This is a genomic window from Defluviicoccus vanus, assembly GCF_014672695.1.
Classification (GTDB): Bacteria; Pseudomonadota; Alphaproteobacteria; order Rhodospirillales; family Defluviicoccaceae; genus Defluviicoccus; species Defluviicoccus vanus.
The window spans coordinates 2,193,965-2,212,479 of sequence record NZ_CP053923.1; the positions used below are offsets into that span (position 1 = coordinate 2,193,965).

The window sequence follows — 18,515 nt, forward strand, 5'->3', positions numbered from 1 at the left end:
CAGCCCGAACAAGGCTGCGCAACCCCTGGCAGCGCAATCGCCTTCGGCGACAAACCAACTGGCGACGCCGCTTGCTCAGACAATGCCTGTACCGCGCAGCGATCCCTTCGCCATGGCGTCACCGCTGACCACGTCAGCCCCGGCGCCGACTACGGCACCAACGCCGGTTCCGGCAGGAGAGCAGGCGCGGGCGTCAGACGCAACGCACCCGCCGACCGCACCAGCGGCGCGGCCCAACGCCACCGGTGCACCGTCTCCCTCGTCTGCCACCCTGCCGTCGCCGTCCCGGAGGCCGGCGGCGGCAATGGAGACCAAAGCGACCGCGAAGTTGCCGGACAATTCGAAGGCTAAAGACAGTGCCACCGCCGCACGGCCTGCCGCCGGTAAATCCAGCGACAAGGACGCCAAGAGCGCGCCGCCGGAAGACGAGGGGTCACGAACGGAGGCGACAACCAGCGACGATGCCAACGCCGCAGACACGCCCACACCGCCCCGGCCGGTGAATGAGATCATCGCCATGGGCGACGAATTTCGCTCCTCCGGCGACCTACCCTGGGCGCGTAAGTTCTATCAGGCCGCGCAGGACCGAGGCAGTGCGAAGGCAACGGTGGCGCTCGCCCAAACCTACGATCCACGCTACGTCGATAATCAACACCATCCCGATCCGGCAATGGCCCGGCAGCTTTATACTGAAGCCGCCCGCCATGGGGACAGCTCGGCAGCAAAGCAACTGCAGGGACTCGATCGCTGGCTGGAAGATAGCCACTGATTGTCAATGCTGATCGCCCGCCGCGCAACCGCGCGGTCAGCGCCTGTGCAGCCTGAAGACGTCGGCAAAGACGGCGTCCGGCAGTGCGATGCCCTCGCGCTGCAGGTAGCGATCGGCATCGGCCGCATCGTAAACGACCATAACCGCCCGCTCGCCCCAATGCTCCAAGCGGACCATGCCTTCGGCACGATCGCAGCCGATCTTGGTGGGCAGTTCGAACAGGCGATGCAATCGACCAGGGTCGAAGGGACTTTCCCCCGGGGATGGCCNGCTCAGGCTGCCGTCCACAAGCTCAGCGGGGCGCTCGAGCCGCCATACGGCGGCGATGCCGTCCACGTCCATGGTCGGGCCGGCTAGAATCAATAGGTCGTCGCCGTCAAAGCTCAGGTCGCGGATGCCCATGCCGCCAAGCCAGAGGAAGTGCTTGATCACCTGCGGACCACCATCGCCTACTCGGCTCAGGCGAAGCGTGCCTGGGGTGTCGCTCTGCTTCGGTTCCACAGCGAGGATGATCGCCCAGCCGCGGAGCACCGGTCCGCGCAGCCCCAGGTATACCCGACCCTGGCGAACGGCGAGTCCCTCAATATCGAAGCCGTTGTCCTTGCCAGGAAGCGGCAGGTAATCCTCGTCCTTAGCCGCACGCATCGGCCGGACGAAGGGCGCCAGATGAGGATCGTCGCTTAGCGCCCGGATCAAAGGGTTCTTGCCATTCTCCCCGGTCAGGACTGCGGACGGGTGCGCGCCATCGGCGGCGGCGGTGACGATGACCCCATCATCGACAGTGAGGCGCGCGAGCAGACAGCGGCTTTGATCGACCGCGACCTTGTACAGGCGATGTCCGTCGCGATCGCCCTCCTTCGGCTTTTTACGCTTGGTGCTGTGGGAGCCGACAAGCCAAAGCTGATTGCCCGCCAATTCGAGCCCCTCGATATCGATTTCACCTTCGTCATCCTTNNGGTGGGGGCTCAGCGGCACGCGCGGCAAGACGTCGCACAGCCGCGTCACTGCGGTGAGAACGAAGGCCCCGGTGCCGTCGTCACGCAAGGTCAGTATGGTGTTGCGGCGAGCTGCCACCTTCGCTGTCTCGCTACTGGCACCGATGCCGAATGTTTCGTCACCAGCGAGCCACAACACCCGGCCAGCGGTGGTATCTGCGCAGGCAAGGGCGGAGAGATCGCCCAGCGACTTACTATCGATCGCCAGTTCGGGTCCCTGCAGCCGAAGCAGCGTACGCCCAAGCAGATAGCCTTGGGTCATCGTTCCCTCACCTTATCAATCGCGTGGGACAGATCGTCGTTGGCAAATATTCTGCCCCCTGGGTGGCTTTGCCCAGGTTTTAGCCCAGATCCTCATCGCGTCGTTAGCGCACGCTTTCCGGCGGGCGAGCCGGTCTGCGAAGAGTGGGCGTGACCGCCACCGGTCACGAAACGAGTAATCGTCGCTTACTCAATAACTCTTGCGCTGGCGAGCCGACCCTGCTAGCCTTCGCAGCATGAACACACCCCTGCGCCGATACGAATTCAGCGAACGGCTGGCCGAGATCCTCGGCGAGTCCCGCCGCGACCTCCGCTTCCGGGTCACCCTGCTGATCACCGGTGGCCTAGTACCAGCGGGACCACGCGGCCCCGGCTCGCCGCTTGCCACCCCGGACTACGCCGCCGACCTCTTGATCGGCGTCCTCGCAGCGCCGCAGCAGGTGCACACGGTGGATGCCGTCCGCTGCTACCGGGCGCTTCGCCCCGCGGATGCGCCGTTAGCGGACGCCACACCCGGCATTACCGTCGGCGCCCCCGCACGCGACTTGGCAGCCGCGCCGAGCGTGAACCGCCGCTGNCTCAGCGGTCGGCCCTGCTTCGGCGAAGCGATGGCGCAACTGCTCGAACTCTCCCGCGATCTGGAAACCCGTGCCCTCCTTGCCGACACCCTCTTCGGCATCTGGATCGCCCGCGGCTTTCCGGCGGCGACATTGCAACTGGCCAGTTGGTCCGACGGTCGTCGCCGTCTCTTCAGCCAACGCTACGAGCCGGTTTCCGGCGAACCACCGCCCGCCTGGCTCGATGCCGAGCGTGGCGGCAACGCCGACCCCGGCCTGTTCCACAGCGTTTTTCTTCCCGCCGCCAAGCTGATCCACATCGGCATGCTGACGGCACCCAACAAAGAAAGGACGTTCCCCGTGATCGACCTGGGCAACAGACTGAACGACCTTGCCGAACTCGCCCGCCAGCGCCGTCACCGCCGGCCCTGGCAGTCCTTCCTCGGTGCGGCGAAGAACGCGATCGCCGTCACCGATCGGATCGAAGCCGAACCAAGCCACCTCATCGAGATAGCCGACTTCGGCAGCAACCCGGGTGAACTGCGGATGCTCACCTACGTGCCGAATGACCTCCCCGCCGGAGCTCCCCTCGTCGTCGTCCTGCACGGCTGCACCCAGACCGCTCACTCCTACGACGACGGCACGGGCTGGACGACACTTGCCGATCGCTACGGCTTTGCCGTGCTGCTGCCGGAGCAGCGCCGACGCAACAATCCGTTGCGCTGCTTCAACTGGTTTCGCCCCGACGACACCAGCCGCGACGTTGGCGAGGCGTCGTCGATCCGGCAGATGGTGGCACAGATGGAGCTGATGCACGGCTTCGATCCGGCGCGCGTCTTCGTCACCGGCCTATCGGCTGGNGGGGCCATGACCTCGGTCATGCTGGCAACCTATCCCGAGGTCTTCGCTGGCGGTGCCGTGATCGCCGGCACGCCCTACCGCGCCGCAACCGGGCTGCAGGATGCCTTCGAGGTCATCTTCCAGGGTCGCAGGTTGCCGTCAGAAGAATGGGCCGGACGGGTGCGAGGTGCCTCAGGCCATAGCGGGCCGTGGCCGAAGATATCGGTCTGGCACGGCGATGCCGACAGCACGGTGAAGCCGTTGAATGCGGAGGAAATCCTCAAGCAGTGGACAACGGTGCACGGACTGCCGAGCGACCCCGCCCACGAGGAAAGCGTCGACGGCCATCGCCGCCGGGTATGGCGTGATGCCGAGGGGCGTGAGCTTGTGGAGGCCTATACCATCTACGGCATGTCGCACGGTCAACCGATCATGCCACACGGCGACGATGGCTGCGGCATCCCCGCCCCCTTCATTCACGACATGGGAATTTCATCAGCATACCACATCGCCCGCTTCTGGGGGATCACCGAAAACCGGCGGGAGAACGTCACCCGACGCCGCCCGGCGCGGCCTACCGTCGATGTCACGCCGGAGGTGATTGCGGTGGATGAGCCGCTGCGCTCGACCAGCGCCACGGATGTCATCGTCATCGACAGCCGCGGCCAGGCACGTGACGAACGCCGCAGCGCCGGCGAGCGCCTTCACCGCTATCGGGACCGGAACGCCGGCGATGAGGCCTCGGGCGTTGGCGTCGACGTGCATGGCATCATTACCAAGTCCTTCGAACTCGCCGGTCTGCTGAAACGCAAGCGAGACGGGACGACAGAAACCACCAACACTGGCGCGCCGCTTGGCATCGACATTCCCCAGATCGTCAGCACCTCCCTGGCGGCAGCCGGACTGTTCAGTCGCGACCGCTCTGGAGCGCCCACCGACAGTCCTGGCAGCGCTAAGAGCGGTACCGCCACACCGCTCGACATCCCGTCAATTCTGACCAGGTCCTTCGAGGCGGCGGGACTGCTGAAGACGGTGCGCGACATTACCCCACCGCCGACGGAGGTCCGCTCCGAAGGCAGCTCCTTGGATGGCGACGGCCCCGCTGGCACCGGCCTGGAGGGAAGCGGCTGGACGCTGCTCGCCGCCGACCCTGCCGTCCCCGGCGCTGGCTCCATTCTCTTTGGCCATGCGTCCTCAGGCCTTGACGGTACCACCGGCACGGTCAAGCGGACACTAGCCTGCCAACTCAACCTCGAGCGGCGGCCGCGCCTCAGCTATCGCCGTCGCCTGGACCTGAACGCCGCCGTCAATATGGCCACCACCGCTGCATTTACCGTCCTCGTCGAGGGCGTCGCGGTCGACGAGGTGTCCGCGGTGGGTNNGATGGACTACCAGGAAGCGGACTGGACCGAGCGGCGCGAAATCGACCTCACCTGCTTCGCCAACCGTACGGTCACACTTACTTTCGAACTCACCGCCAACGCCAACGTCGGCGCCGAGGTGGCAGCGAAGGCCTGGATCCGCGACATTACCCTGCACGAGGCGGCAGCGACTGCCGCGACCGTGGACGCCTAAAAGCCCCACCCGAGAGACAACACCTGCGCCAGCGGGGTCAAAGAAGGGAGGGAGCGTCTGTTACCAGACGCTCCCTCTTCTTCGCCACAATATACCGGCAAGGTTACGATGGGATGCTGCTTGCCTACCGCGGCCTCAGCGAGTCTGCCGTCTGGCCAAACAGAATCTTCCGGCTGTCGTCGTTCACCGTCGGCCGTTCCATCCAGGGCTCACCTTTGGCGTAGGCTCGCTCTGTCGCCGGTCGATTGCGCACCGCCTCGAACCACCGCCTCAGGTTGGCAAAGGCATCGAGGTCCTGTTGCTGGCGCTTCCAGGGCACGATCCAGGGATAGATCGCCATATCGGCGATGGAATAGGCGTCTCCAGCAATAAAGCTACGACCCTCCAGGCGCCGGTCAAGGACGCCATAAAGCCGGTTGGTCTCCTTGACGTAGCGCTCCATGGCGTAAGGGATCTTTTCCGGCGCATACTGAACGAAGTGATGGTTCTGCCCGGCCATCGGCCCGAGGCCGCCCATCTGCCAAAACAACCACTCCAGCACGGTCTTGCCGCCACGCAGATCGGCGGGCATGAACTGGCCGGTCTTTTCGGCGAGGTAGACGAGGATCGCCCCGGATTCGAAGACCGAGATCGGCTCGCCACCGTCGGCCGGCGCGTCATCGACAATCGCCGGCATCCGGTTGTTGGGGCTGATGGCGAGAAATGCCGGCTGGAACTGCTCGCCGGCGCCGATATTCACCGGCTGAATCGTGTAGTCCAACCCGGCTTCCTCAAGGAACAAGGTGATCTTGTGCCCGTTGGGCGTTGGCCAGTAGTAGAGAGTAATCATCGATCGGTCTGTCCTCAGTTCGCACGAGCGGCGAGGTGAACCCCCAGCCGTAGCCCCCAGGCGTAGATGCTCAACGCCGGATTGACCCGGCTCGCCCGCGGCAGCACGCTGCCATCGGCGACGTAGAGCCCCTCCATGCCATGCACCTTGCCGTTAGGGTCGACGACGCTCGCCGTCGGATCGCTGCCGGTGACCAGGGTGCCCAGCGCATGCGCGGTGCCGGCAAGTCCGGACCAGCGATCGGTGCCGCTAAATCCGGCACGTCGCAGCTTGGCTGCGAAATCCTCGATGATCGCTTCGTGCTGTTCCTTCGCCGGCATTATCCGGTCGAGTTCATAATCAAGGGTTGGCGCACCGCCCGGATTGGCGATCACCCGGTTATCCGGGTGCGAGCCGTCTTCGGTGGTAACGAAGAAACCGAGGGCGCGGGCGCCCAACGTGTCGCTGACCAGTTGCGGAATAAAGCTTGGTAGTTGCGTCGCCAGAATCTCGCCGTCGAGCCAGCCAAGGCACTGCAGCGTCGAATGAGGATACTGTTCGTTGGTGAAGATCGCCGTCTTGCGCAGAAGATCGCTGTTCTTGCCGGTGGAAAAAACGACCAGGGCGCTGTTGATGTGCATCTTGAAATTGCGACCCACCAAGTCGGCGCCGGGCAGTACCCGGTCGAGGCCGGTACGCACCAGGTAGTCATGGAGCAACCGCGGCGAACTCATCGCCCCACAAGCGACAACCACCACCGGGGCGCTGTAAACAGAGGCGTCGGCGCAGACGACGCCGGTGACCACCTCCGGCGTGCCGGGCACATGGGTGAGGCCGACCACTTCGTTATCGATAACAAGGCGGAAATTAGGCTGGTTCTCGATCGGCATGATCAGATCCTGCTCCGCTTCCCCCTTGTAGCCCATCGGCGAGGCATAACCGTCGAAGTGCTTCGCTTCCTCGGGGTCTTGCAGGATCTCCGGCTTCAGCCCAAGCGGCAGCGCCGCCGGATGCCAGCTCGGATCGGCAGCAACGATAGTGTCGATCACCTTCTGCAGTTCCGGTTCATTCGGAAAGGTGCTTACGTGCAGCAGTCTCTCGGCCTCAGTGTAATACGGCAGCAGCTCGCTGAGACCGAACGGCCAGCCGAGGCATTGGTGCAGCGGGTCGCCGCGAAACTCATGCTCGGCGAAGCGCAATAAGGCCGCCCCATACCATTTGGTCTTGCCGCCGACGTTGTAATGCTCGCCGTTGGGCACGAAGCCGCGGCCGCGACCGTCGCGCCATTCCACCTTGTTGGCGTAGCGACCAAGTTTGAAGACCTCACGGGTGGAAATGGTCGAACAGTCACGCGGTAGCCGGCCGCCTTTCTCGATCAGGACAACTCGCTTGCCGCTCTTGACCAGCTTATAGGCCGCGGCGGCTCCGCCCGCCCCCGAACCGACCACAATGACGTCGAATCCTTCAGGCATCCCCGGACCTCATCCAGACTGATTGTTTGCCGCTGCTCCCTTGCGCGCGCCGAGCCGCGTCGACGCCGGCACGACCTCATCCGCCAGTGGCAAAGCCCGGATAGCAGGTCATGCCGCCGTCGACGAAGATCGTCGTGCCGTTGATATAGTCAGCCATGTCGGACGCGAGAAACACCGCCACGTGACCGATATCGTCCGGCTCACCGATCCGCTTGTACGGTACCAATTCCATCAGCGAGGCATAAGCCTCTGGAGTGCTCCAAGCCTCGGTGTTGATCGGCGTACGGATGGCGCCTGGCCCGATCGAGTTGACGCGAATACGGTGCGGCGCCAGTTCCTGGGCGAGGCTCTTCATCATCATGTTGATGCCACCCTTCGAGGTAGCATAGTTGACGTGACCACCCCAGGGGATCACCTCGTGCACCGAGCTCATGCAAATAATCTTGCCGCGGGCGACCGAGACCTCCTGACGGATCGGCCGGCGAAGGAACTCGCGCACCGCCTCGCGGATGCAGAGAAACTGGCCGGTCAGGTTGACGTTGAGTACGGTGTTCCACTGGGCGAGCGACATGTCAACGAAACCGGAGTCGCGCTGCAGTCCGGCGTTGGCGACGAGGATGTCGAGGGTTCCGAAGGCGGCGACCGCCTGCTTGAACATCTCCGCCACCTGGAGCTCATTGGCGACGTCGGCCAGAATGGCGAGGCTCTTGCGGCCTTCCGCCTCGATCGCCTGCACCACCTCCTTTGCGGCATCATCGCCGGCGACGTAGTTGACGATCACATCGGCGCCGGCGCGGGCGAGATTGATCGCCACGGCGCGGCCAATACCGGAATTGGCGCCAGTCACCAGAGCTTTTTGCCCGGCGAGCATCTTTGGACAGGCCTTATAATTCGGCAATTCGTCGTTAAACGCGGGTGCGTCAGTCACGGAATGCCCTCCCAGAGTTGAAGTCCAAACGTTTTAGTCGGGGAATGACGTAAGGTCTACGGGCTCGCCGGCGGCCGATTGAGTTCGTCGATCAGATTGGCAACCAAGCCGCTCCAACCCGTCTGGTGCGAAGCGCCGACGCCACGGCCAATATCACCATGAAAATATTCGTGAAACAGGATGTGATCGCGGAAATGTGGATCGCTGGCAATCCGTTCGTACTGACCGAGCACCGGACGCTTGCCGTCGGCATCGGCGAGGAAGATCCGACACAGGCGTCGGGCAATCTCGTCTGCCACTTCCGCCAGCGTCATCATCACCCCGGAGCCCGTCGGGCACTCAACTTTGAAGTCGTCGCCATAGAAGCTATGGAACCGGCGCAGACTTGCCACCAGCAGGTAATTGACCGGCATCCAGATCGGTCCCCGCCAGTTGGAATTGCCGCCAAAAAGGCCGCTGTCGGATTCAGCCGGCAGGTATTTCACCTCATACCGCCGCCCGTGACAGTTGAAGACGTAAGGTTGGTCAAGGTGTTCGCGCGAAAGAGCGCGGATACCGTAGGGCGAGAGAAAGGCGCCCTCGTCGAGGACGCGCTGCANGGTCTTCTTCATCCTGAAGGCGCGGGCGATCGACAGCAGCCGGCGGTTCTCGCTTCCCGGCCGCTGCCAGTAGGAAACCAGCTTCGCCAGATCGGGCTTGTGGTGGAGATACCACGTCATCCTGGCGCTGAATGCCGGCAGACGGGCCAGAAGCTCATCGTCGAGGACTTCGACCGCAAAGAGGAGGATGAAACTGACGGCCGAATGCAGCCGCAACGGCGTGGCGCTGCCATCGGGCATCATCAGCATGTCGCAATAGCTCTCCTCCTGTTCGTCCCACAGGCCGACGCCCTTGCCGCCGATGTTGGTCATGGACGCGGCGATGGCGAGGAAATGCTCGAAGAACTTGCTGGCAATGTCCTCGTAGACGGGATTGTGCAGCGCCAGTTCGATGGCGATGCGCAGCATGTTGAGGCAGTACATGCCCATCCAGGCGGTACCGTCCGCCTGATTTAGATAGCCCCNCGTCGGCAGCGGCGCCGAACGATCGAAAACGCTGATGTTGTCGAGGCCAAGGAAGCCGCCCTGGAAGACGTTGCGGCCGCGCGGGTCCTTGCGATTGACCCACCAGGTGAAATTCAGCAGCAGCTTGTGAAACATCCGCTCGAGAAAGGCGATCTCGCCCGTCCCGGTGAGCGAACGCTCGAAGGAATACATTTCCCAGGCTGCCCACGCCTGTACCGGCGGGTTGACGTCGCTGAAGTTCCATTCGTAGGCCGGGATCTGACCGTTCGGATGCATGTACCACTCGCGGCAGAACAGCAGCAGCATCTCCTTGGCGTAGCGCAGGTCGATCCGCGCCAGGGTGACGCAGTGGAAGGCGCTGTCCCAGGCGGCAAACCAGGGATACTCCCACTTGTCCGGCATCGAGATGACATCGTGCGCGTCCACATGCCGCCAGTCGTAGTTGCGTCCACTGCATCGGCTGGCCGGTGGCGCCGGTTCGCCAGAATCGCCGTCGAGCCAGCGGGGCACGTCGTAGAAGTAGAACTGTTTGCTCANCAGCATGCCGGCGAACGCCTGGCGCTGGACGAGGCGCTGGTCGGCATCGGCAATGTGCTGCTGCAAGCCGGCGTAAAACGCGTCCGCGTCGCTGCGGCGGGCGGCAATAATGGCATCGAAGTCGGCAAAGGCGTTGGCGGCGGGCTCGCCCGGCATCAGACGGACGCGTACAGTAGCGCTGCCCCCGGCGGNGATGTCCAGCTGGTAAAGTCCCGCCACCTTGGTGCCGCTGTTGGCCGGGTTGACCGCCGCCTGGTTGCCATGGACGACGTAATCGTCGAACCCATCCTTGAAGAAGCCCGGTGCGTCGGTAACGCCATATAATCGACGGGCGTTGGTCTCGTTGTCGCAATAAAGCACGGTCTGCGGCGTCTGCCAGTGAATGGTAAACGCCCCCAGCCGATCGTGGGCAATCCGCGCCGCACTGTTTTTGCTGGCGTCGGTGCCGGCATCAGTGATCGACGGCTTCCTGCCGTTCAGGCCCCACGTCCAGGTGTTGGNGAAGCAGGCTTGCGGCAGGACATGTAGTGTCGCTGTCTCCGGGCCACGATTGGTAACGGCTATTCTGAGAGCGATGTCGTTGACGTCGGCCTTAGCGTATTCGATCTCCACGTCGAAGTAGCGGTCCTCGTCAAAGACACCGGTTTCGATCAGCTCGAACTCCGGATCGAGCTTGCCGCGGCGGGCGTTGGCGCGGATCAGCCGATTGTAAGGGAAGGCAGCCTGGGGATACTTGTAGAGCATCCTGGCGTAGGAGTGGGTCGGTGTTGCGTCGAGATAATAATAGTATTCCTTTACGTCCTCACCGTGGTTGCCCTGCTGATTGGTGAGGCCGAACAACCGCTCCTTGAGGATCGGATCCTTGCCGTTCCACAGCGCGACGCTGAGGCAAAGAATCTNGCGATCGTCGCAGAAGCCGCCGATGCCATCCTCGCCCCAACGGTAGGCGCGCGAACGCGCCTGATCATGCGTCAGATAGTCCCAGGCGTCGCCGCCCTCGCTGTAATCCTCGCGAACCGTACCCCACTGACGCTCGCTGACGTAGGTGCCCCACCGCCGCCAATCGGTGCCGCCGGCATCGGCCGCCTGCAGCCGCAGCCGCTCGGGGTCTACACGCACTGGGTCCGCCATCTGTTTCCCCGCCGCATACGAGTCCCTACTGCGTGACCGCCCGCCGAGGGCAGCTGCCGAAGTTGCCCGAACACCCTGATCACAGCAGCATAGCCGGACTGCCGACGAACACCAACGCCCGACGGATGCAGCTAAAGAACTCCATCGCCCTGACCCCGCCGCGTCGTGCGTTATAGCCAGCGCGGACACCCCATTCGAGGACTTCTATGCCTTCAATACCCCAAAAGGGCTGGATTGCCGCCTTGTGCATGGATTACGCTGCAGCATGACACAACGGGACATCCCGGCCGCCCTGTCCGACCGCGAACGCCTCGACCGGCTGCGGCTGATTCGCAGCGAGAACGTCGGTCCGGTGACCTGGCGGCGGCTGATCGATCGCTACCGCTCGGCAACCCGCGCACTGGCGGTGCTGCCGGAGCTGGCAGCGGCGGGCGGCAGCAAGCAAGCGATCCGCCTGACCAGCGACGCCGAGGCGGCGGCCGAGTTGGCGGCACTCGCACGCCTGGGTGGGCGGCTGCTGGTCTGGGGCGACCGCGACTATCCGGCCCGCCTCGCCGCCATCGACGATGCACCGCCGACACTGAGCGTGATCGGCGACGGGGCGTTGTTCGCCCGTCGCAGCATCGCCATCGTTGGCAGCCGCAACGCATCGGTCAACGGCCGCCGCTTGGCCGCGCGCCTCGCGGCCGATCTGGGTGAAGCCGGTTTCGTCATCGTCTCCGGCCTTGCCCGCGGCATCGATGGCGCCGCCCACGCCGGTGCGATCGCCAGCGGTACCGTCGCCGTCGTCGCCGGTGGCATCGACATCATCTATCCGCAGGAGCACGCTGCACTTTACGATTCGATCCGCCGCCAGGGTGCGGTGGTGGCAGAACTGCCGCCCGGTGCCCAGCCACAGGCACGGCATTTTCCCCGCCGCAACCGGATCATCGCCGGCCTCGCCGAGGCGGTGCTGGTGGTGGAGGCGGCGATGAAGTCGGGCTCGCTGATCACTACCCGTTACGCACTGGAACAGGGGCGCGAAGTGTTCGCCGTGCCCGGTTCGCCGCTCGACGCCCGCGCCCAGGGGAGCAACGACCTGATCCGTCAGGGGGCTACCCTCACCGAGACGGCCGAGGATGTGTTGCGCGTTTTAACCGGCCGACAGCCGCTGCCGTCGGCCCGGGTTCGTGCCTCGCCAGAGACGTTCGAGCAGCAGTATCCGCTCGCGCCAGCGGTGCCAGACCCCACGTCCGCTGACGACCGGGCACGGCAAATTCTCGCCGAGGCGTTGTCCCCGTCACCGGTCGCCGTTGACGAAATCATCCGTAGCTGCCAATTGTCCCCGACGCTGGTCACCACCATTCTCCTCGAATGGGAATTGGCCGGCCGTTTGGAGCGTCATTCGGGCAACCGGGTAGCATGGATTGGTGCCGCTTCCGCACGGGGGTGAGCGGATGAACGTCGTCATCGTCGAGTCGCCGGCCAAGGCCAAGACGATCAACAAGTATCTGGGTCCTGAGTTCGCCGTTCTGGCGAGCTATGGTCACGTGCGCGATCTGCCGGCGAAAGACGGTTCGGTCAAGCCTGATGCTGACTTTCAGATGGACTGGGAGGTTGACCCGCGGGCGCAGAAGCATCTGAAGGCGATCGCCGACGCGCTGAAGGGGGCTAAGCGTCTTTACCTTGCTACCGACCCCGATCGCGAAGGTGAGGCGATTTCCTGGCACGTTCGCGAGGTGTTGGGCGAACGTAAGGTGCTGGGCGGCATCGATATCAAGCGCGTCGTCTTTAATGAGATCACCCGCAACGCCGTTCTCGACGCCTTTGCCAATCCACGCGATCTCAACAAGGAGCTGGTCGACGCCTATCTGGCGCGACGTGCTCTCTATCTCGTCGGTTTTACCCTCTCGCCGGTGCTGTGGCGCAAGCTACCGGGCAGCCGCTCGGCCGGCCGGGTGCAATCGGTCGCGCTGCGACTGATCTGTGAGCGCGAAGCCGAGATCGAGGATTTCCGCAGCCAGGAATACTGGAGTATCGAAGGCACCTTCCGCACCGAGGCGGGCGAGACCTTTACCGCGACGATGACGCATCTGCGCGGCACCAAGCTCGATAAGTTTGACCTCCCAAATCAGGCAGCGGCCGACGCTGCGGTCGCGGCGGCGCTCGACCGCAGCTATCGCATCGGCAAGGTCGAGCGCAAAACGACGAAGCGCAATCCGGCGCCGCCCTTCATCACCTCCACCTTGCAGCAGGAAGCCGCACGCAAACTGGGGTTCGCTGCAGCGAAGACGATGCGCATCGCGCAGAAGCTTTATGAAGGTGTCAGCGTCGGCGGTGAGACAGTGGGCCTGATCACCTATATGCGAACCGATGGGGTGCAGATGGCGGCCGATGCCGTCACCGCCTGCCGCGAGGTCATTGCCGCAGACTTCGGCGATACCTTCCTGCCAGAGAAGCCGCGATTCTATAAGAGTAAGGTGAAGAACGCGCAGGAGGCGCACGAGGCGATCCGCCCCACCGACCTTCGTCGTCGTCCGGATGATATCAAGCCCTATCTCGACCCAGATCAACTGAAGCTCTACAAACTAATCTGGCGGCGGACGCTCGCCTGTCAGATGGCGTCTGCCCTCATCGACCAGACAGCGGCCGACGTGGTCGCCGACGATGGTCAGATCATCTTCCGCGCCACCGGCTCCATCGTCGCCTTTCCTGGCTTTCTGCGCGTCTACCGCGAGGGCCGTGACGATCCGGAACCCGANCAGCAAGGCCAAAACGGGGAGACCCCAGCCGCCGATGACGCCGAGCGGATCTTGCCCGATCTCATGCCAGACACGCCGGTGACGACCGACGCCATCACCCCGGACCAGCATTTTACCCAGCCGCCGCCGCGCTATACCGAGGCCAGTCTGGTCAAACGGCTGGAGGAACTGGGCATCGGCCGGCCTTCCACCTACGCCTCGATCATCTCGGTGCTGCAGGAACGCAAGTACGTGCGCCTCGAGAAGTCGCGTTTCCTGCCCGAGGACCGCGGTCGGCTGGTCACCAGCTTCCTTACCAGCTTCTTCGAGCGCTACGTCGCCTACGGGTTCACCGCCGAGATGGAGGAGAAGCTCGACGACATCTCCGGTGGTCGGATCGACTGGAAAGAGGTGCTGAGCGCTTTCTGGGAGGATTTCAGCGCTACCGTCGACGGCACCAAGGGCCTCAGGATCAAGGAGGTCCTGGACGCCCTCGACATGCTCCTCGGTCCCCACTTCTTCCGCGAGGGGGAAAGTGGCCGCGACCCGCGTGCCTGTCCGGGGTGCGCCGACGGCCGCCTCAGCCTGAAGCTTGGCAAGTTCGGCGCGTTCATCGGCTGCTCCAACTATCCCAACTGCCGCTACACCCGGCCCCTGGTGCCGGTCACCGGCGACGAAGCCGAGGCGGAGCAGGCGGTCGCCGGTAATGGCGGCCGGACGCTGGGCGAGGATCCGGCGACGAGGCTGCCGGTCATGCTACGCAAGGGACCCTACGGTTATTACGTGCAGCTCGGCGACAACGGCAGCGGCGACGCCGCCGATACCAAGACGAAGACGAAGCCGAAACGGGCCGCACTCCCACGCGGCGTCGATCCGCAAGCGATCAATCTCGATCAGGCGGTGGGATTGTTGTCGTTGCCGCGCCAGCTGGGCCTCCACCCGGAAACGGGCGACGCGATCATGGCCGGCCTCGGTCGCTTCGGCCCTTACCTGAAGATGGGCGACGTCTACGTCTCACTGAAGGGCGACGACGACGTGCTGTCCATCGGCCTCAATCGCGCCGTCGACCTGCTTGCAAAGGCAGCGACCGGCAAGAAACCGGGCCGGGTGCTCGGCAATCATCCCGACGACGACAAGCCGGTGCGGCTGCGGCCCGGCCGTTACGGCGCGTATGTTGAGCACGGCGCAACGCGCGCCACCATCCCCGCGTCGCTCGACGAGCCGACGCTGACGCTTGAGGCTGCCATTGAACTGCTCGCCGCCAAGGCGGCAAAGGCTGGGCCGACCGGCAAGGCGGCAAAGCCTGCCAAGGGGGTGAAAAAGCTGAAAGCCGCCAAGGGCGCCGTCAAAGATGCCGCGGAGGATGCCGGCGAGGCATCGGTTGCCGAGGCGAAGCCGGCAACGCGTCGCAAGCGAGCCGCCGCGGCAAAACCGGCTGCGGCAGCGGACGCCGCCGCCACCACCGAGGCGCCGCCGAAGCCGACTCGACGACGCAAGGCCGGCGGCGCTTGAGCTATATCCTCGCGTTTGACGACCACTGCACTCACGGCCCAGCGGAGACTGGCTGGCGATGAACGCCAAGCCTGTCCCATTTCCCACGCGCGAGCAGATCCTCGACTTCATTCGAAACAGCGAAGCGCGCGTCGGTAAACGGGAGATCGCCCGCGCCTTCCATCTCAGCGGTGACCAGCGCACCCAGTTGAAGCAGGTGCTGAGGGAACTGGAGACGGACGGCAGCCTGAGCCGGCACCGCGGCCGCCGCTACGGCGAATTGGGGCAGCTGCCGAGTGTCACTGTCATCGCCATTTCCGGCACCGATACCGACGGCGAAACGATTGCCCGGCCGGTGCAATGGGCGGAGGATGGAGCACCGCCGCTGATTTACGTCTCCCCTGACAAACATGGTCGCGGCGCCTTTGCAGTGGGCGAACGCGCCCTGGCACGGCTGACACCGATCGGTCCCAACACCTACGAGGCGCGGATCATCCGCCGTCTGCTCGCCGCGCCGCCGCGCGCCCTTGGCGTCTACACCATCGTCGGTGAGCAGGGGCGCATCATCCCGGTGGACAAGCGGGCACGCGACGAACTGATCGTGCCGCCGGGCGAGGCGGGCGACGCCGAGCCGGGTGAATTGGTGTGGGCGGAAGTTCGCAGCGTCCGTTCGCTCGGTCTCAAACACGCCCGCATCGTTGATCGCCTCGGCCCGGTGAAAGGGGCGAAGTCGATCACGCTGATCACGCTGCACGACCACGACATCCCGATGAAGTTTTCCGAGGAGGCGTTGCGTCAGGCGACTGCTGCCGGCCCGGCGCCGCTCGGCAACCGCGAGGATCTGCGGGGCGTGCCGCTGGTCACTATCGACGGCGAAGATGCGCGCGATTTCGACGACGCCGTGTGGGCCGAGGCCGACGATGATCCGGCGAACACCGGCGGCTGGCACCTGATCGTCGCCATCGCCGATGTAGGTTGGTACGTCCGTCCCGGCTCGCCGCTCGACCGCGCCGCGTTCGAGCGGGGCAACTCCGTCTACTTCCCCGACCGCGTCGTCCCGATGCTGCCGCATGAGCTGTCGAACGGCTGGTGTTCGCTCAATCCGGCGGAGGATCGGCCGTGTCTCGCCGCGCACCTGTGGATCGACGGCGAAGGTCAGCCTNNGTGTCGCCATCGCTTTAGCCGCGGGCTGATGCGTTCGGCGGCGCGGCTGACCTACCGCCAGATGCAGCACGCCCGCAACGGTGCACCAGACGAGATGACGGCGCTGCTAAAAGATACGGTACTGACCCCGTTATATTCGGCCTACGCGGCGTTGGCGGCGGCACGGGCCAAGCGTGGCGTGCTTGAACTCGACGTCCCGGAACGTCGGGTGTTGATCGGTACGGACGGACTCGTCAGCGGCGTCGAGGTGCGGGAGCGGCTCGACAGTCACAAGCTGATCGAGGAGTTCATGATCCTCGCCAACGTCGCCGCCGCCGAGACGCTGGAAGCGCAACGCCAGCCGTGCATGTACCGCATCCACGACCAGCCGTCCGTCGACAAACTGCAGTCGCTGCGCGATTTTCTCGATACCCTGGGGCTGTCAATGCCGGCCGGCCGCATGGTGCAGCCGCGCGACTTCAACCGTATCCTCGCCAAGGTTGCGGACACCGCCGAGGCGCGGCTGGTCAATGAAGTTGTGCTGCGCTCGCAGGCACAGGCCTGCTATAGTCCAGATAACATTGGTCATTTCGGCCTGGCACTGCGTCGCTACTGCCATTTCACCTCACCGATCCGCCGCTATGCCGATCTCCTTGTCCATCGGGCGCTGATTGATGCGATGCGGCTGGGTGACGGCGGTCTGGGCTCCGAGCCAGCGGACCTTGCCCGCATTGGCGAGCATATTTCGGCCACCGAGCGGCGCGCCACGGCGGCAGAACGCGACGCCGTCGACCGGTTCACGGCGTCCTTCCTCGCCGAGAAGGTAGGCACCATCCAGCGCGGGCGGATCACCGGGGTTACTCGTTTCGGCCTGTTCGTCAGCCTCGACGACAGCGGCGCCGACGGCCTGGTGCCGATCTCCACCCTGCCCGACGACTACTACGAGCACGACGAACGCGGCCACCAGTTGATCGGCCGCGAGCACCGGCTAACCTTTCGCCTCGGTGATGCGGTGGACGCGCGGATCGTCGAGGCGCGTCCGCTCACCGGCGGCATTCTGTTCGAACTAATCCGCGGCGTCGGCGAGGGCGTAAAGCGACTGACCCGGCGGCCGCCGCGCGGCGGCGGTCCCGGCAATCGCAAGGCAGGCAGACCTGCGCATCGGCCCTCGCGTCGCCGCTAGCGAAAGGACGGCTGATGCAGCCGAAGGATTTGTTCACCACCGCACCGTTCCCCTCCTGCCATGCCTCCACAGTGGCAGAAAGCGGCGGCGTGCTTGTTGTCGCCTTCTTTGCCGGCAGCCGCGAGGGCGCCAGCGACGTGGGCATCTGGGTGTGTCGGCGCGAACGCCAGACCTGGAGCGAGCCGGTTCGGGTAGCCGTCGGTAGCGTCAAGTTCCGCCGCCATCCGTGCTGGAATCCGGTACTATACCAGCCGCCGACAGGCCCGCTGATGCTGTTCTACAAGGTTGGCCCCACGCCCAGCCGCTGGTGGGGGATGCGGATCACCTCCGACAACCACGGCCTCACCTGGTCGCCACCCGAGCGCCTGGCCCGCGGCATCCTCGGTCCGATCAAGAACAAGCCGATCCATTCGCCGGGCGGCGCCCTGCTNTGCCCCTCCAGCTGCGAGCGCAATCGCTGGCGCATCCACGTGGAACGCTCGGAGGACGGTGGCGCCAGCTGGCACCGCGGCCGGCCGCTCAACGACGGCCGCGCCTTCTTTGCCATTCAACCGACGCTGCTTGCCCACCCGGGCGGCCGGCTACAGCTCTTGTGTCGCACCCGGCAGGGCGTCCTTGCCGAGTGCTGGTCGGAAGACGACGGCCATCACTGGACGCCACTCGTGGCGACGCACCTGCCGAACCCGGACAGCGGCATCGATGCCGTCGGCCTCCGCGATGGCCGTTTCCTGCTCATCTACAACCACACCCAAGTCGGCCGGTCGCCGCTCAACCTGATTGTCTCCGCCGATGGCAGCGAATGGCAGGCGGCGCTGGTGCTGGAAGACGAGCCGGGTGAGTTCTCCTACCCGGCAATCATTCAGGCCGGCGACGGCACGGTCCACGCCACTTGGACCTGGAACCGACGCCGTATCCGCCACGTGGCGCTTGATCCTGCGGCGCTGCAGCCGGTGCCTTTCGACGAATACCACTGGCCGGAAGGATTTCGCGGCTGGCCGTAAACGGCAGCGGCTGGAACCGGACACCCGGCACAACCAAGCG

The 18,515-nt window shown here is 64.9% G+C and carries 12 protein-coding genes; 6 read left to right on the plus strand and 6 right to left on the minus strand.

Going from position 1 to position 18,515, the window contains the following annotated elements:
- Nucleotides 1–75 precede the first annotated feature (75 nt).
- Nucleotides 76–270, minus strand: a complete 195-nt coding sequence (locus tag HQ394_RS19865) for a hypothetical protein (RefSeq protein WP_223291485.1) — start codon at nt 268–270, stop codon at nt 76–78.
- A 34-nt stretch (nt 271–304) separates the two neighbouring features.
- Between HQ394_RS19865 and HQ394_RS19870 the strand changes: the two genes are divergently transcribed.
- The gene (locus HQ394_RS19870; protein WP_223291486.1) at nt 305–769 is read left to right on the plus strand and encodes an SEL1-like repeat protein; all 465 of its coding nucleotides are present in this window, start codon (nt 305–307) and stop codon (nt 767–769) included.
- A 36-nt stretch (nt 770–805) separates the two neighbouring features.
- Here the strand turns inward: HQ394_RS19870 and HQ394_RS09995 are convergent, their stop codons facing one another.
- The gene (locus HQ394_RS09995; RefSeq protein ID WP_190260136.1) at nt 806–2,026 is read right to left on the minus strand and encodes a DUF3616 domain-containing protein; all 1,221 of its coding nucleotides are present in this window, start codon (nt 2,024–2,026) and stop codon (nt 806–808) included.
- 880 nt (nt 2,027–2,906) lie between these two features.
- Here HQ394_RS09995 and HQ394_RS10000 point away from each other — a divergent pair.
- Complete coding sequence (locus HQ394_RS10000; protein WP_456151580.1) at nt 2,907–4,997, plus strand: extracellular catalytic domain type 1 short-chain-length polyhydroxyalkanoate depolymerase; 2,091 nt, start codon at nt 2,907–2,909, stop codon at nt 4,995–4,997.
- A 124-nt stretch (nt 4,998–5,121) separates the two neighbouring features.
- On the opposite strand, the gene HQ394_RS10005 is transcribed toward HQ394_RS10000, so the two are convergent.
- The 4 genes from HQ394_RS10005 to HQ394_RS10020 form a co-directional block, all read right to left on the minus strand.
- Entirely contained in the window at nt 5,122–5,826 is a 705-nt protein-coding gene (locus tag HQ394_RS10005) for a glutathione binding-like protein (protein ID WP_190260137.1), read from the minus strand.
- Between the two features lie 14 nt (nt 5,827–5,840).
- Complete coding sequence (locus HQ394_RS10010; protein WP_190260138.1) at nt 5,841–7,277, minus strand: FAD-dependent oxidoreductase; 1,437 nt, start codon at nt 7,275–7,277, stop codon at nt 5,841–5,843.
- Nucleotides 7,278–7,353: 76 nt separating this feature from the next.
- Nucleotides 7,354–8,205 (minus strand): SDR family oxidoreductase, encoded by an 852-nt coding sequence (locus tag HQ394_RS10015; protein WP_223291488.1) that lies wholly within the window; start codon nt 8,203–8,205, stop codon nt 7,354–7,356.
- A 56-nt stretch (nt 8,206–8,261) separates the two neighbouring features.
- A complete protein-coding gene (locus HQ394_RS10020) occupies nt 8,262–10,937 on the minus strand; it encodes an MGH1-like glycoside hydrolase domain-containing protein (protein ID WP_223291489.1) in 2,676 nt (891 codons plus the stop codon).
- 265 nt (nt 10,938–11,202) lie between these two features.
- On the opposite strand from HQ394_RS10020, the gene dprA reads away from it, so the two are divergent.
- The 4 genes from dprA to HQ394_RS10040 all read left to right on the plus strand — a co-directional run bounded on the left by dprA (nt 11,203) and on the right by HQ394_RS10040 (nt 18,475).
- A complete protein-coding gene (gene dprA / locus HQ394_RS10025; protein ID WP_190260139.1) occupies nt 11,203–12,369 on the plus strand; it encodes a DNA-processing protein DprA in 1,167 nt (388 codons plus the stop codon).
- A 4-nt stretch (nt 12,370–12,373) separates the two neighbouring features.
- Nucleotides 12,374–15,169 carry a type I DNA topoisomerase gene (gene topA / locus HQ394_RS10030; RefSeq protein ID WP_190260140.1) on the plus strand — a complete coding sequence of 932 codons (2,796 nt, stop codon included), beginning with the start codon at nt 12,374–12,376 and terminating at the stop codon, nt 15,167–15,169.
- A 58-nt stretch (nt 15,170–15,227) separates the two neighbouring features.
- Nucleotides 15,228–17,474, plus strand: coding sequence for a ribonuclease R (rnr, locus tag HQ394_RS10035; protein ID WP_190260141.1), 2,247 nt, complete (start codon nt 15,228–15,230; stop codon nt 17,472–17,474).
- A 14-nt stretch (nt 17,475–17,488) separates the two neighbouring features.
- Complete coding sequence (locus HQ394_RS10040; protein WP_190260142.1) at nt 17,489–18,475, plus strand: sialidase family protein; 987 nt, start codon at nt 17,489–17,491, stop codon at nt 18,473–18,475.
- The last annotated feature ends 40 nt before the right edge of the window (nt 18,476–18,515 follow it).

Excerpts from the sequence above, each read along its gene's own strand:
- HQ394_RS19870 (WP_223291486.1), top strand. The coding sequence starts at position 305 with ATGGAGACCAAAGCGACCGCGAAGTTGCCGGACAATTCGAAGGCTAAA.
- HQ394_RS10005 (WP_190260137.1), bottom strand. The coding sequence starts at position 5,826 with ATGATTACTCTCTACTACTGGCCAACGCCCAACGGGCACAAGATCACC.
- HQ394_RS10010 (WP_190260138.1), bottom strand. The coding sequence starts at position 7,277 with ATGCCTGAAGGATTCGACGTCATTGTGGTCGGTTCGGGGGCGGGCGGA.
- dprA (WP_190260139.1), top strand. The coding sequence starts at position 11,203 with ATGACACAACGGGACATCCCGGCCGCCCTGTCCGACCGCGAACGCCTC.